We start from the raw sequence: 15184 nt of genomic DNA on the forward strand, positions 1-15184 counted from the left end.
CGTCAGCGGTTCTTCGGCTAGTGCAAATCCTCCCATCCACTCATTCAATCATCCCCTACTCCACTACCGTAATCTTCAGCATATTCAGCATGCCGCGCTTTTCGAGGGGCATACTTCCCGTATTGACGATGGTGTCGCCTTCCTGTACGTGGTTGTTGTCCTTCAGGATGCCGGTGACATCTTCGACGGTTTGGTCGGTACTCTGGAAGCGGTCGTAGTGGTAGCAGCGCACACCCCAACAGAGGTTGAGGGTATTGAGGATTTGGGGGAGATCGCTGAAGATGTAGATCTTCGACGAGGGGCGGAAGCTGCTCAGCTTGAAAGCCGTATAGCCCGTCCGGGTCATACCGGTGATGGCACGGGCCCCGACGTTCTGGGCGGCCCAGGCGGCGGCGGACGTTACGACGTCGCTGATGAAGGTGCCGCTCTTGGCGTTCGACTTCGGGCGTTTCTGGCCGATCTCGTAGATCTTTTCGGCTTCCTCGATGATGCTATTCATCCACTTCACCACGAGGGCGGGGTGGCGGCCGACGCTCGTCTCTCCGCTCAGCATGACGGCATCGGTGCCGTCGAGGACGGCGTTGGCTACGTCGGTGACCTCGGCGCGGGTGGGGCCGGGGTTCGTGATCATCGAGTCCATCATCTGGGTAGCCACGATCACGGGGCGGGCGCGCTGAATGCACTTCTTGATGATCTCTTTCTGAATGATCGGAAGCCGCTCCATGGGCATCTCGATGCCGAGATCGCCGCGGGCCACCATGATGGCGTTGGAGTGCTTGATGATCTTGTCGATGTTCTCGATCGCCTCCGGCTTTTCGATCTTGGAGATGATCTTCGCCTGGTGACCGGCGCGGTCGATGTGCGAACGCAGTTCCTTGCAGTCCTGGGCCTGGCGGACGAAGCTCAGGGCGATCCAGTTGATCTCCGGGAGGGTGAGGATGTACTGAAGATCCTCCAGGTCCTTCTCGGTAAGGCTCGGCAGGCTGATCTTGGTATTCGGCAGGTTGACTCCCTTGTTCGACTTCAGTCTGCCGGCGTACAGGGCCTTCAGCTTGACGGTATCCTTGGCGTTGGTGTCGACGACTTCGAATACCAGGGTCCCGTCGTCAACGAGTACGCGTTCCCCGACGGTCACGTCCTGGGCGAACTGGGGATAGCTCATGTACACCCGCTCGGCGTTGCCCACGCATTCGGTGTTGGTAAAAGTGACGATCTGCCCGGCTTCGAGATCGAGGCCGTCGCCTTCCATTTTACCGACGCGTAATTTGGGTCCCTGAAGGTCCGCCAGCAGGCTCACGTGGGTACCTTTCTCCTTATTGATCCGGACAACGTGGTCCACGACTTTCTTGTGATCCTCGTGGTTGCCGTGACTGAAGTTGAGGCGAAACACGTCCACGCCGGCTTCCACCAGGCTCATCAATCCTTCGTACGTGTTACAGGCGGGGCCTACGGTGGCAACGATCTTGGTATTCTGGTGGTCGGTCATGAGAATGGTTTGCGGTCGATAGTTAGTGTAAGAAATACAATAATGGGTAAAGGTAGGTATTTAGTAGGTTAGTAGTTCAGGATCGCTCGCGGGGCTCGCGGGTAGTCAGGTAGTAATTTAGTAGGTTAGGTGGTAGGATCGCTCGCGGGGCTCGCGGGTAGGGGGGGTAGCATGGTAGTATGGTAGGGGGGTAGAATGGTGGGGGGTAGGGCTATTCCGTATTCAATAGGATCTCGCGGGCAATTTTCAGGGAGCGGTTGGCGTGACTGCGCAGAAGGGTGTCGTCGAGCAAGGTCATGGCTCCTGCGTCCGCGCCCGCCTGGCTTTCGGCCCGGAAGAGGGGGAACACGCGGTTGTGGCTGTACACGTTGAAGGATACGGCCAGTAATTTTCCGTCCCGCGTCTGGATGCCGGCCGCGTTGCCCCAACTCCGGTGGAGGATCTGGTACATGATGCGCTGCATGGCGTGGTATTTCCACTCGTTGTCGACGGACTTGCCGTGTACGGCTAACCAGAAATCGGCCAGGGCTTCCGGCTTGAGCGAGGGGACGGGTAGCAAGTCGGCGCGCTCGGCCCGGGCCAGTCGCTCGTAGTAGGCCGGGGGGAAATCGTCGGTGATCTCTTCGTACGGTCGGTCGAGGAAAATGGCCCCCCCGACGGCAGTGGTGACGGTAAAACGGCCGGATTCTTTCGGCACCGACGCGGGTTCGACGGTCAGCTCACCCCCCCGGTACTCCTGCGGAATGGCGTCCCAGAAGGCCTGGATGCGCTTCGGACTAAGGGGCTTCACGCTGTACACGGCCAGGTCGGGGACGAGCTCCGGCTGCGTGAGGTAGGTGCGGCCCAGCCAGTTCCGGGTGCGGGGCAGCGGCATGGCGGAGACGTAATTGTCGCCCTCCACGAGCAGGTCCCATTCCTTGGCGGTGGCATTGAGGTACCAGTCGTAGCCGTAGAGGCTGCCGTTGGTGGCGAAGTGCACGCAACTGTTGTAGAGTTGCTTATCAAGTTCGGCCTGGGGAATAAAGCGGATGTCCATGGGCTTCACAACCCGATCGGTGGAAAAAAGGTCGACGCCGGCGGCCGACTCACTTTAATTTGGACAACTTTTCCGCGGTGAAGGACGATTCCGGATTCTTCTGCAGGGCCATCTCGAAGTTCTGCTTGGCGTGATAGTCATCACCGGCATTGCTGTAGGCGTCGGCGAGGCTGTCGTAGGTGTTGAACGAGTCCGGATAGTTCTTGCAGTTAAGGTCAAGGACGTAAATAGCTTCCTCCTTCTTGCCCTCCGCCATCAGTTGGTACCCCAGGTTGTTCATTTGCATTTCCCGGAAGACGTAGCCTTCGGGATTGTCCCGTTTCAGGCCGGCGTACCACTGCTTGGTCGCTTCCAGTCCGTGCTCACCCAGCATTTCGCGGAGCTTGTCGTGACCGTAGTTTACCGGTGGCCCGACCTTGTGCACGGTGAGTCGCTGGACCGCGACACTCCCGCCGTTGGAGCGGCGTTCGTCGTAGGACTGTCGGGAGACGGGGACCGTGGTCTCTACGATTCCTCCCTCACCTACCATCATGACGGCTTCGTTCCAAATGGGGAGGTAAGGGTCGCAGCCCACGCACCACTGCCAGTTGTCGCTGAGGTTACTGGTGGCGAAGAGGGTTTCTCCGTCGGCGTTCATCACCTTTCCCGACCAGGTCACCTCCTGCCCCCGGAGGGGTTTGGGACCGGTTCCTTCCTTCACGACCCGGTAAGTGATCTCTTCGGTGGCGGCGGGAGTAGCTTCGGATACCAGTTTCCAGACCTCCTTGCGCCGGAGTTCCCGCAGTTCGACCAGTCGCTCGGCGATCTGGCTAAAGTCGCGGTTGGGGTGGGCTTTCTCCGCGGCGGCGAAGAAGTTCTGTTCGTAGGCCTCCATCTGCGCCCAGTCGGTAAAGGCATCCACGGTGGCGAAATTGGCACCGAAATCCGTCCCGTCGGGCAGCACCCGCTGGAAGACCGTCCAGTTTTGCATATTCTCCGCGCCGCGGTGGATCTCCATAATGGGCCTGAACATATCGTTCTCCATGGCGAGGTACTCGGCTTCCATGCCGGGAAGTACCCGCATGTAGTTCACGGCGATCAGCTGCGGCTCGCCCTGGGCGGGTACGCCTACCCCGGCGGGCAGTCCGCCTACGGACATGAACGTCTCCACGCTCTGTACCGTGGAAACCTCCTCCACCCTGGCCCAGAATTCTTGTGGCGTGGCGTGGGGGAATATGCTATCGATGATCATATTCTGTCCCGCGGCCGGAAGGTTCATATCGGTGAGGTTGGTGAATATGTCGACCGATACGTAATCGAAATCCGCCTGACGGCCGGTGGGCGACTCAAGGCGGTAAAGACCGTGCCACACCTGACTACCCTCATTGATCCGGGCCTGAAAGTAGGGGAGCATTTGTCTGGTTTCAACGTCCATCAGGTTGCCACCGGAATGATGGAGCTTCGTGATTTGGTAGTAAAGCGGGCCGGGGGGCGCCTCTTCCTGGGCGCTGAGGAAACCGCTGCACAGGACGGCAGATAGTATTAGAAGGCATACGTGTCTCATGGCACGGTGTATTAAGGAATGAGTAATGTGGGGGCTTAGCCCCATAATATACGCGTTATTACACGCATACACACATCCAATAAACCTTAATAAATAACCCGTGCCCAGCAAATCCTTAGTCAGAGGGCGGCGTACACCAGCCGAACAAATTCCCCGATCTCGCCGGGTTCCAGCCAGCGGGTAACGATGACCAGGTCGCGTTCTTCATCCACCACAATGAAATTACCCCCGAAGCCGGCGGCGTAGTAGACGTGATCCGGCACCCCTTCCCAGGCGCGCTCACCGGCGTTGAGCCACCACATGTACCCGTAGCTGGCGTTGGCCGGCGTAGGGGTGCGTACCATATCCACCCAGCGTTCGGAAATCAATTGGCGGTCGTTCCACTTTCCGCGACGGGCGAAGAGGAGTCCGAGCCGGGCGTGGTCCTGAGTGTTGATGAATAAGCCGCCGCCGTGGTGGCCGCCGCCGCTGACCGACTGCATACGCAGGCCATCCAGATCGACCCAACTGTCGTCGTAGCCGTGCCAGCGCCAGGTCGGGGAGGCGCCGATGGGATCCATGATGCGTTCCTTAAGGACTTGTGGAAGGGGTTTCCGCCAGACCTGGAGCAGGGAGTAGGCCAGTACGTTAACCCGCACGTCGTTGTACTTATAGTGGGTTCCGGGCGCGTGCAGTTCGCGGTTTTTCCAGTGGTCGTAGGTGCTTGCGGGGTCGGGCCGGTCCGTCCAGTCCGGTATACCGAACAGGCTGCCGGACCAGTCCGACGTCTGGTGCAGCAGATGTTCCCAGGTAATGCCGCTATTGTGATCGCCCGAGTAGGTGCCGTCCCAAACGTAGCGGGCCACCGTATCGGTTACCGATTCGATGAGACCGTCATCGAGGGCTAGGCCGGCGGTGGTTGAGAGGTAGCTCTTCGTGACGCTGAAGGTCATATCCACCCGCTCGGTATCGCCCCACCGGGCTACTACGTAACCATCCTTGAGGATCATTCCGGCGGGTCCGCCGCGCTCCTTGGTGGGGCCGCGCAGGGTGTGGCCGGGTTCCCGACGGAACGACTCCAGGATGGCCAACCGAAGGTCGCGCGCGCCGGAGTATTCATGGGTGCGGGCGAAGCTGACCGCGGAATCCAGGGCAGGCCCGTCGAAGCCGGCTTGCGTTGCGGGGCGTTCCGCCCAGTCGGTCGGCGTAGGATAGTACTGGGCGCGGACGCAGGTGCTGAGAATTAGGAAAAGAGCAATCAAGTACGGCTTCATGCCGTGAAGATAGCCGGACGGAGGGGAGATGATCCAGCGGGAGGCACACCCAACGGAATCGCCGTGGTTCGGAATCGCTGCACGCTAAGACAATGAATTGATAAACAAGCCCATAGGCGAAAATCTGCTGGGTGGGGAAGGGCGTCCGGGCTACAATCTCCCGAAGGTACGTAACTGTAATTAAGCCGTTTATCCCCTGAAATAGGGGCGGAATACACAAAATTTAAAAATATTGAGAAAAAATAGGGTACGGAAAGGGTAATGTGGGTACATTAGTTGTAGTTAAGATCATGTTAGAGGCTTTATACTGTGGCTAGCGCTCTTTTGTAGCGAAAGCCCTCACCTTATTACACTATGACAAACATTACGTTACGCGCCCGTTACCAGGGCCGCCGGGGTCTCCATCGTTCGGACATAGAACGGTTCAGTCGCAACCGATAGCCCCCCCCGACCACCAGCTGTTCTCCCTTCCCCTTGTGGGCGTTCCGACTGACGCATGCGTCAGGTTGCTCCCGCATGCCTATCCATAACACATTTACCCTCAATGACTTACACCACCAGATCGACCCGTTTGCGCGGGTCACCGGGACTGCCGTAACCGGATGCCCGTGTCTAGCTGTACTGGCTAGCCACCGGTAACAACTCGGTCTTCCTCCCACTACACTATTCATTTTCCTCGGGCCGGCGCGCAAGCCGAACGGCAGCGCTTTGCCCACACTTCACTCACCCTTAATTCCTTTTCGTATGCTTAAGATTTACTCCTCTTCCCGCCACCGCTGGCAGCCGCCGGCCCGGGTGGTACGCAGCGTCGGCTTACTCCTCCTCTTCGTGCTCCTTGCGCTGCCCTCCTTCGCCCACACGTGGGAGATCCGCGTCAACCAGAACCAGGACGGGACGCTGACCTGGTTCATGCAGTCGTACCACGGGAACAACCAGTGCGGATTTGCGAACTCCGGCGTCCGCATCAATGGCGTGAACTACCCCATTCAGGCATCGTACAGCGGTAGTGCGGCTACGCGGAGCGCGAACGTTTTCTCCGTTGCGTCGCCCCACCAGAGTTGGTACACCCGATCCAGTTACGCGATTGTGACTACCCCCTTCATCCCCGGTACGCTGAATGTACAGGCTTACTCAACGAATGCATGTTGGGCTCCGCTTTATAATCTCCCAACCGGCAACGGCAGCTTCACGCCGCCGCCGCCGCCCACCTGCTCCAGCTGCCCCGTCAGTAGCATCAGCAACACTACCGGCACGCCGAGCGACAACGGTACCAGCTGCGATGCGACCGACGACAGCATTCCGGTAGCCATCACCGTCAACCACGGCTCCTGCGCCAGCATTACCGGTGACGGAAAGTTCTCCCTCGTCTTCGACGTTAACGGAGCTAACGTGCCCTACGGACCCTTCAGCTACCGCAGCGGTCAGATCACCACTATCGTCAACGTAACCGCTCCCTACGGAACGAGCAACGCCACCCTGGTACGGGTCGTGGATGCCGACTTCCCGTGTTCCATTCAGGGTGGACTGTCGATGCCCGGCGGATCCTTCCAGGGCGCGGGCACGCCGGACAACGAAGCTCCGGTCCCGGATGTCTCTTCCCTGTCCGCGGTAAAAGGACAATGCACCGTCACGGTCACGCCGCCTACCGCGACCGATGCCTGCAGCGGGGCCGTCGTGGCCACGACTACCGACCCGACCAGCTACACGACCCTGGGTGACCATACCGTGACCTGGACCTACACCGACGATAGCGGCAACAGCAGCAGCCAGGTGCAAACGGTAACGGTGTACGACGCCACCGCCCCGACGCCTGACGTAGCTACGCTGGCTTCGGTCAGCGGCGAATGCAGCGCTTCGGTGACGGCCCCCACGGCCACCGACAACTGCGGCGGCGTCATTACGGCCACGACCACCGACCCGACCAGCTACACGATCCTGGGCGACCATACCGTGACCTGGACCTACACCGACGCCAGCGGCAACAGCAGCAGTCAGGTACAGACGGTGACCGTCTACGACGCCACCGCCCCGACGCCCGACGTGGCTACGCTGGCGTCGGTCAGCGGCGAATGCAGTGCTTCGGTGACGGCCCCCACGGCCACCGACAACTGCGGCGGCGTCATTACGGCCACGACCACCGACCCGACCAGCTATACGACCCTGGGCGACCATACCGTAACCTGGACCTACACCGACGCCAGCGGCAACAGCAGCAGCCAGGTGCAGACGGTGACCGTCTTCGACGCCACCGCTCCGGTGGTAGCGAACATCAACCTGATGGCCGATCCCCAGATGCTGGGTGCCGAATCGCACGTCAACGCCTTCTTTACCGATGACTGCGATAAGGAAGACCACGCGGCTACGGTCGACTGGGGAGACGGCACGACTTCGGCCGGTACCATCGATCAGGCGGTCAACGCCGTCGGTGGCGCCCACGTCTACGCTCAGCCCGGCGTGTACAACGTGCAGGTGACGGTCACCGACGGAAGTGGAAACAGCCACTCCCTGCTCAGTTCCACCTACGTGGTCATTTACGATCCTAGTGCCGGCTTCGTGACCGGTGGTGGCTGGATTTGGTCGCCCGCCGGTGCCTACGTGGCCGATCCTGCTCTGGAGGCCAAGGCTAACTTCGGCTTTGTCGCTAAGTACAAGAAGGGACAGTCGGTACCCGAAGGAAACACTACCTTCCAGCTTAACGCCGCGAAGTTCAAGTTTAAGAGTACTGACTACGAGTGGCTCGTGGTCTCGGGCACTAAACTTAAGTTCAAGGGTACCGGAGAGATCAACGGTGGTGGCCACTATGGCTTCATGCTGACCGGCGTCGATGGCGACGGGAAGGACAACGACGACAAGTTCCGCATCAAGATCTGGGATATGGCGTCCGATGCCGTAGTCTACGACAACCAGATGGGTAAGGACGACACGGGCTACGAAACGACCACGATCGGTGGCGGAAGCATCGTGATCCACGGAATGAAGGGCTCCGGTAAGTCAATGAACGCCACCCCGGCTACGACGACGGTAGCGGTGGAGACCGCCCCCCGCATCGAGCAGGTGGATGTGTTCCCGAATCCGGCCTCGGATCGCGTAACCATCGCGTTCCGTCCGGTAGCCATGGATGCGCTGCTCACCGTTTACAGCCCGCTGGGCCGCGTGGTAATGGTCCGTTCCGTACCCGCCGGTCAGGCCCGCGTCGAACTGGACCTGACTTCCGGTGCGTTCGCTACGGGTGTGTACTCGCTGCGTCTCGCCGCGGACGGAGAAGGGGTCACCCGCCGGCTGTTGATTCAGCGGTAATTGCTCCGACGGATTGTTTCCGGAAGGAAGCGATCCGTGACGCGCCCCGATCGGCACCTGCCGGTCGGGGCGTTTTTTATTATTCTGGTTACCGGTCCGTTGGTGCGCGGTGGAATGGTTGAAGCAGCGGTCCGGACGTAGCCCACTGAGCTTCACGGGGGTTACGGACAATGGTAGCAATCCGGGAGGGGGGAATCGGTGCGGTTTAAAACCCAAAAATTGTAGCTTTTCCACCATAACATAGCACCCGCGTCCCCGCAAATACTTGTTTTCCACCGAAATATGTGGATAAGCACATGGGTTTTCCACATATGCGTTCGTGTTTTCCACAATGTGGATAAATCGGCTAAAGATGTTAATTATCTGGTAATTAGTTACTTAACAAACGTTTTCCACACACTGTGGATAAATTGACTTTAGAATCACCCAACAGCGCCCCTATCTTGGCACTTATACGGGGGAAAACAACAAATTGGTTGCTAGACCCCGGAGCTCCGGCTTGCTGATACCACTTAGGCTAAGGCGGCGCCCCGCTGATTGGGTGCCGCCTTAGTTAACTGACCACAAAAAACGTACGGTTGTTACCGCTTATTCCCCTTTCCACGCCGGAGGGGGAACGGGCCACCGTCACGCTACCATAACCTAACCGCAGTAGCCCGACTGCTTTCGGAGCTGCCGCACAACTAACTTGCCATGACCGCCAATCTCGAGCCCATCCTGGTTGAAAACCCCAACCGCTTCGTCCTCTTTCCCATCCAGCACGACGACATCTGGCGTTACTATAAAGACAATGAGGCCTGTTTCTGGACCGCCGAGGAGATCGACCTGAGCGCCGACCTCAACGACTGGAACAATAAGCTCAACGACAACGAGCGCTACTTCATCAAGCACGTCCTGGCCTTCTTTGCCGCTTCGGACGGCATCGTGAACGAGAACCTGGCCGAGAATTTCGTGGCCGAGGTGCAGTATACGGAAGCCAAGTTCTTCTACGGTTTCCAGATCATGATGGAGAATATCCACTCCGAGACCTACAGTCTGCTGATCGACACCTACATCAGCGACGCGGCCGAGAAAAACCACTTATTCAACGCGATCGAAACCATGCCCTGCGTGCAGAAGAAGGCCGAATGGGCCCTGCGCTGGATCGACAACGGCAGCTTTGCCGAGCGCATCGTCGCCTTCGCCGCCGTGGAGGGCATTTTCTTCAGCGGCTCCTTCTGCTCCATCTTCTGGCTCAAGAAGCGCGGCCTGATGCCCGGATTGACCTTCAGCAACGAACTCATCAGCCGCGATGAAGGCATGCACTGCGACTTCGCCTGTCTGCTCTACAACGACCACATCGTCAATAAGCTGGAGGAGGGCATGGTAACCAAGATCATCAAGGACGCCGTGGAGATCGAGAAGGAGTTCGTGAGCGACTCCCTGCCCGTCAACCTCATCGGCATGAACGCCGACATGATGTGTCAGTACATCGAATTCGTGGCCGACCGCCTGCTCGTCGAACTCGGTCAGGCTAAGGTGTGGAATGCCGAAAACCCCTTCCCCTGGATGGATATGATCAACCTGCAGGGAAAGACCAACTTCTTCGAAAAGCGGGTAGGGGAGTACCAGAAGGCCGGCGTGACCTCGGAGCGCGACAAGCAGGTGTTCACGCTGGACGAGGACTTTTAGATCTAACTGGCCCTGGCCCCTCTCCCCCCTTTGGGGGCCGGGGGGCCGGGGCAAAAGCCGAGAGCGTCCCCGCCTTTTATCTCAACTCATAAACAGCCCGACGACTAAAGTCGTCGCTTCCAATGCCCACTCATGCAAGTAATAAAAAGATCCGGCGCCCGCGAGGACGTCTCCTTCGACAAGATCACCGCCCGCATCAAGAAGCTCTGTTACGGGCTGGACGAAACCTTCGTCGACCATATCGATGTCAGTAAGAAGGTTATCCAGGGGCTGTACGACGGCGTCACCACCGTAGAGCTCGACAACCTGGCCGCGGAAACCGCCGCGTCGATGTCGACCGTCCACCCCGACTACGCCCAACTGGCCGCCCGCATCGCCATCTCTAACTTACATAAGGAGACCGATAAGTCGTTCAGCGCCACCATGGAGGGACTGTACAACTACGTGGACCCCAAGACCGGCGAGCCGGCCGGCCTGATCGGCGACGACACCATGGCCGTCATCGAAGCAAACAAACAGAAGCTCGACGCCGCGATCATTTACGACCGCGACTTTGAATTCGACTACTTTGGTTACAAGACGCTAGAGCGCAGCTACCTGATGCGCCGGGACGGAGCCGTCGTGGAACGCCCCCAGCACATGCTCATGCGCGTGGCCGTCGGCATTCACCAGGACGATATCGACGCCGCCATCGAGACCTACCAGCTGATGAGCGAAAAGTGGTTCATTCACGCTACGCCGACCCTGTTCAACTCCGGCACGCCCAAGCCGCAGATGAGCTCCTGCTTCCTGCTGAGCATGACCGACGACTCGATCGAGGGCATCTTCGAGACCCTGCGGCGCTGCGCCCGCATTAGCCAGAGTGCCGGCGGCATCGGACTGAGCATCCACAACATCCGGGCCACGGGCAGCTACATCAAGGGCACCGGCGGCACTTCCAACGGCATCGTGCCGATGCTGAAGGTCTTCAACGATACGGCCCGCTACGTGGACCAGGGCGGCGGTAAGCGTAAAGGTGCCTTCGCCGTCTACCTGGAGCCCTGGCACGCCGACATCTTCGAATTTCTCGACCTGAAGAAGAACCACGGTAAGGAGGAAATGCGCGCCCGCGACCTCTTCTACGCGCTGTGGGTCAACGACCTTTTCATGCAACGCGTGAAGGAGAACGGCGACTGGAGCCTCTTCGATCCCAACGAAGCCCCCGGGCTGTTCGACGCCCACAGCGGCGAGTTCGAGGCCCTCTACCATCAGTACGAACAGGAAGGCCGCGCCCGCAAGGTGGTGAAGGCCCAGGACCTGTGGTTCGCCGTACTGGACAGCCAGATCGAAACCGGCACGCCCTACATCCTCTATAAGGACGCCGCTAACCGTAAGAGCAACCAGCAGAACCTCGGCACCATCCGCAGCTCCAACCTCTGTACCGAGATCATGGAGTACACCAGTGCCGACGAAGTCGCCGTGTGTAACCTCGCCAGTCTGGCCCTGCCCAAGTACGTGAACGAACAGACGCGGGAGTACGACTTCCAGAAGCTGTACGACATCACCCGCGTCGTTACCCGTAACCTGAACAAGGTTATCGACCGGAACTACTACCCGATCGAGCAGGCCCGCAACTCCAATATGCGTCACCGTCCGATCGGACTTGGCGTGCAGGGCCTGGCCGATGCCTTCATCATGCTGCGTATGCCCTTCGACAGCGACGAGGCCCGTCAGCTGAACAAGGACATCTTCGAGGCGATCTACTTCGCGGCCTGTACCGAATCCATCGCCCTGGCGAAGGCGCACGGTCACTACCAAAGCTACCCGGGCTCCCCGGCCAGCAAGGGCCAGCTGCAGTTCGATCTCTGGGGCGTGACCCCCTCCGACCGCTGGGACTGGGCCGGCCTCAAGGAAGACCTGGCCAAGTACGGTATGCGCAACAGCCTCCTGGTGGCTCCGATGCCGACGGCTTCGACCAGCCAGATCCTCGGCAACAACGAGTGCTTCGAGCCCTACAGCTCCAACATGTACACCCGGCGTACCCTCTCTGGCGAGTTCGTGGTCATCAATCAGCACCTGCTCAAGGACCTGATCGGTCTAGGCCTGTGGAATAACCAGATGCGTAACCGCCTGATGCAGAGCAACGGCTCGATCCAGGAGTTCGACGACGTACCGCAGCACCTGCGCGATCTGTACAAGACCGTCTGGGAGATCAGCCAGAAGATCGTCATCGACATGGCGGCCGACCGCGGTGCCTTCGTGTGCCAGAGCCAGTCGATGAACCTCTTCGTAGAGAACGTCAACTTCGGTAAGCTCTCCAGCATGCACTTCTACGCCTGGCAGAAGGGCCTCAAGACGGGGATGTACTACCTACGCACCAAGGCCGCCCGCGACGCCATTAAGTTCACCGTCGACAAGGACCAGCTCATCAAGCAGAGCGACGACGGCGACGGACAGGTGAAGCAGGGGAACCGCACCACGCCGCCGGCCGCTACCGGTTCCGTACCGGAAGTGAAGGACAACCGCGCGGCTAAGGCCGTCGCGACGGGAGCCGCCGGCTTCGAAGACCTCAGCGCCGCCCAGACCGCCGAAGTGGGCAAGGCGTGCAGTCTGGACGACCCGGACTGTATTGCCTGCTCGGCCTAAACCCACGAGCGGCCGGTGAAGCGCCCGAGTTCACCGGCTACTGAGTTTGTTAACCCCACATTCACGAGACCCGCGTCGATTGTTCGTCGCGGGTCTTTTGGTGGGAAGGGGGCGGGGACGCGGGAGCAAGGGGTTATTGCGTCATGTATAAGCCCGTAGATCGGGCCGAATAGCCAGGTCTTCCATACTGGGTCGTAATCGCCGCGCTGCCTCCAACGCATCCGGAAGCTGCATTCTCCCGTAGGAATACGCGATCGAATCAAGGCGAAGCCGAAACAGCCGTTCCGCTTGGGTCAACGGGTGCGCGGTCGGTTCTCCGGAGCAACCACTGAAGAATAAGCATAGCCAGCAAAGAATGATCAATAGGTAGTACATAGCGTCCTACCCCCAATTTAGTGATTCAGCTGCATTCCTCACCTGTATAAACAATCAGCGGGCGAGGCTTGCTGAACAAGCCCCGCCCGCTGAAGTCAGGAGGAATAATAAGTGTAAGGACTAGTAATTCGGATCCTGGGTGATCGTCGCCTGTCCTTCCAGGATGGAGCGGTCGATGGCTTCCGTGGGGATGGGGAAGTACTGATCCTGGGGGGCGTCGAAGGTGACGCCGCGGAGGTAGACGCGGTGCTCCTCCTCGCTGTCGAGGTAAGCGTTGAGGACTTCCGACTGTACGCCCCAGCGCTGCAAGTCGAAGAAGCGGTGGCCCTCCAGAGCGAACTCCAGACGACTCTCGAAGCGGACGGCGTCTCGCGCCATGGCCTGATCGGTCCAGGGGTCGTCGTAGGTATCTACGCGGTAGTTGGCGGCCACCTGGTCGGGTACGAAGGAGTACTCCTGGCGGCTGTTTTCCCCCTGAACAACCTTCGGCACAAAGTCTTCCTCGTTGCCGGCCCGTTCCCGGATCTGGTTGACCAGCTCGCGGGCCCGCTCCAGGTTGCCGAGTTCCACCTCGACCTCCGCCAGCCACAGCAGGACCATGCCGTAGCGCATGATGCGGTAGTTATTGGCGGAAAGGTTGCCCCAGCCGGTCACCCCGAAGCCTTCCGGCTCCGCGACGTGCTTCATGGAAGAGAAGGGTCCGGCGTAAGACAGGTCGCGAATGAAGTCGGTCTGGTGGATCTGGAAGTTCTTGTACAGGATACCGGGACGTCCGACGGTGTGGTCCAGCCGAGGATCCAGCGGCTCGGTGTATTCCGTTTCGTAGGTGACATCCTCGTCGTCGAAGGAGTTCAGGAGGGGCAGCCCGTCATTGTCGGTCCGGAAGGCGTTGACGAGGTTCTGCGAGGCCTGGTAAAATCCGCAGCATCCCCAGGGAGCGATGTAGGGGTGGGCCAGTCCGACGCCCTGGGTAGCGGCATCACCGGTGGCGCTGCTTACGGCGTACTGGACTTCCCAGATGGACTCCTCGTTGTTACGGGTTTCCACGAGGAAGTTATGGGAAAACCGGGGCGCGAGTTGGTAGCGACCGCTGTTGATGATCTCTTCCAGTAGGGGTTTTGCTTCCTGGAGCTTCGCGGTATTGGCAGTGCCGTTATCGATATCCCAGCCCTGGTACATCTTGGCCTTGGCCAGAAAGGCCTTGGCGGCGAAACTGGTAGGACGGCCGACCTGCTGTTGGTCATCAGGCAGTACGTCGGCGGCGGCCATAAAGTCGGCCTCGATCTTGTCCCAGATCTTGCCGCCGTTGGGGACCTTCGTGGATTCCACGTCGTTGATGTTGTAGACATCGTCGCCGACGTAGATAGGGAAGCGCCACATCTTCTGAGCTTCGAAGTGGAAGAGACCCCGCAGGAAGCGGGCTTCGGCGATGATCTGGGCGCGACGTTCCTCCGTGAGTCCCTCCACGTTACGGGCGGTAGTAATGACGTCGTTGGTGCGGGCTACCCCCTTATACAGGCCGCGCCACTTATTACGGATGTGACCATTGAAGGAGTTGAATTCGTAGCGCTCCAGAAAGGACTGCTCGGGTTGGTCGCCGGCGTCGGTGCCCTTGAGGCCGTCGTCGGAGGTGATGCCGCCGAAAACCCAATTGGTGATGTCGTTATTCCAGGCGGCCTGGCCGTCGAGTCCGGTACCGTCGACCATGGCGTAGGCGCCGATGAGCAGACTCTCCACACCGTCGGGGGTTTGGGTAGAGGCGGTACTGATCTGCCCCTGGGGCGTCCGTTCCAGGAACTCCTCACTACAGTTCCATAAGCCTAGGGCTAGCGCCACTAGCGGAATTATTACGCGGAAACTATTCATTTTATATGCGTTTATATCGTGGTTAGATTATG

Annotated in this window: 8 protein-coding genes; 3 read left to right on the plus strand and 5 right to left on the minus strand. The window is 59.5% G+C overall.

From position 1 onward, the window contains the following. Positions 1-55: 55 nt before the first annotated feature. From pyk to NMA52_RS02670, 4 genes are all read right to left on the minus strand, one after another. On the minus strand, positions 56-1486 hold the full coding sequence (gene pyk / locus NMA52_RS02655; protein ID WP_254826087.1) for a pyruvate kinase: 1431 nt from the start codon (positions 1484-1486) through the stop codon (positions 56-58). 211 nt (positions 1487-1697) lie between these two features. Then, positions 1698-2522 carry a hypothetical protein gene (locus tag NMA52_RS02660; RefSeq protein ID WP_254826088.1) on the minus strand — a complete coding sequence of 275 codons (825 nt, stop codon included), beginning with the start codon at positions 2520-2522 and terminating at the stop codon, positions 1698-1700. A gap of 49 nt (positions 2523-2571) precedes the next feature. After that, positions 2572-4065 carry a hypothetical protein gene (locus NMA52_RS02665; protein WP_254826089.1) on the minus strand — a complete coding sequence of 498 codons (1494 nt, stop codon included), beginning with the start codon at positions 4063-4065 and terminating at the stop codon, positions 2572-2574. Between the two features lie 119 nt (positions 4066-4184). Further along, positions 4185-5318, minus strand: a complete 1134-nt coding sequence (locus NMA52_RS02670; protein ID WP_254826090.1) for a serine hydrolase — start codon at positions 5316-5318, stop codon at positions 4185-4187. A gap of 744 nt (positions 5319-6062) precedes the next feature. Between NMA52_RS02670 and NMA52_RS02675 the strand changes: the two genes are divergently transcribed. From NMA52_RS02675 to NMA52_RS02685, 3 genes are all read left to right on the plus strand, one after another. Continuing rightward, a complete protein-coding gene (locus tag NMA52_RS02675; protein ID WP_254826091.1) occupies positions 6063-8615 on the plus strand; it encodes an HYR domain-containing protein in 2553 nt (850 codons plus the stop codon). 693 nt (positions 8616-9308) lie between these two features. Continuing rightward, positions 9309-10286, plus strand: coding sequence for a ribonucleotide-diphosphate reductase subunit beta (locus tag NMA52_RS02680; RefSeq protein ID WP_254826092.1), 978 nt, complete (start codon positions 9309-9311; stop codon positions 10284-10286). Between the two features lie 132 nt (positions 10287-10418). Further along, positions 10419-12911, plus strand: coding sequence for a ribonucleoside-diphosphate reductase subunit alpha (locus NMA52_RS02685; RefSeq protein WP_254826093.1), 2493 nt, complete (start codon positions 10419-10421; stop codon positions 12909-12911). A 495-nt stretch (positions 12912-13406) separates the two neighbouring features. Here NMA52_RS02685 and NMA52_RS02690 read toward each other — a convergent pair whose 3' ends face one another. Continuing rightward, positions 13407-15122 (minus strand): RagB/SusD family nutrient uptake outer membrane protein, encoded by a 1716-nt coding sequence (locus tag NMA52_RS02690; RefSeq protein ID WP_254826094.1) that lies wholly within the window; start codon positions 15120-15122, stop codon positions 13407-13409. Between the last annotated feature and the right edge of the window lie 62 nt (positions 15123-15184).

Source organism: Lewinella sp. JB7 (genome assembly GCF_024297185.1).
Classification (GTDB): Bacteria; Bacteroidota; Bacteroidia; order Chitinophagales; family Saprospiraceae; genus Neolewinella.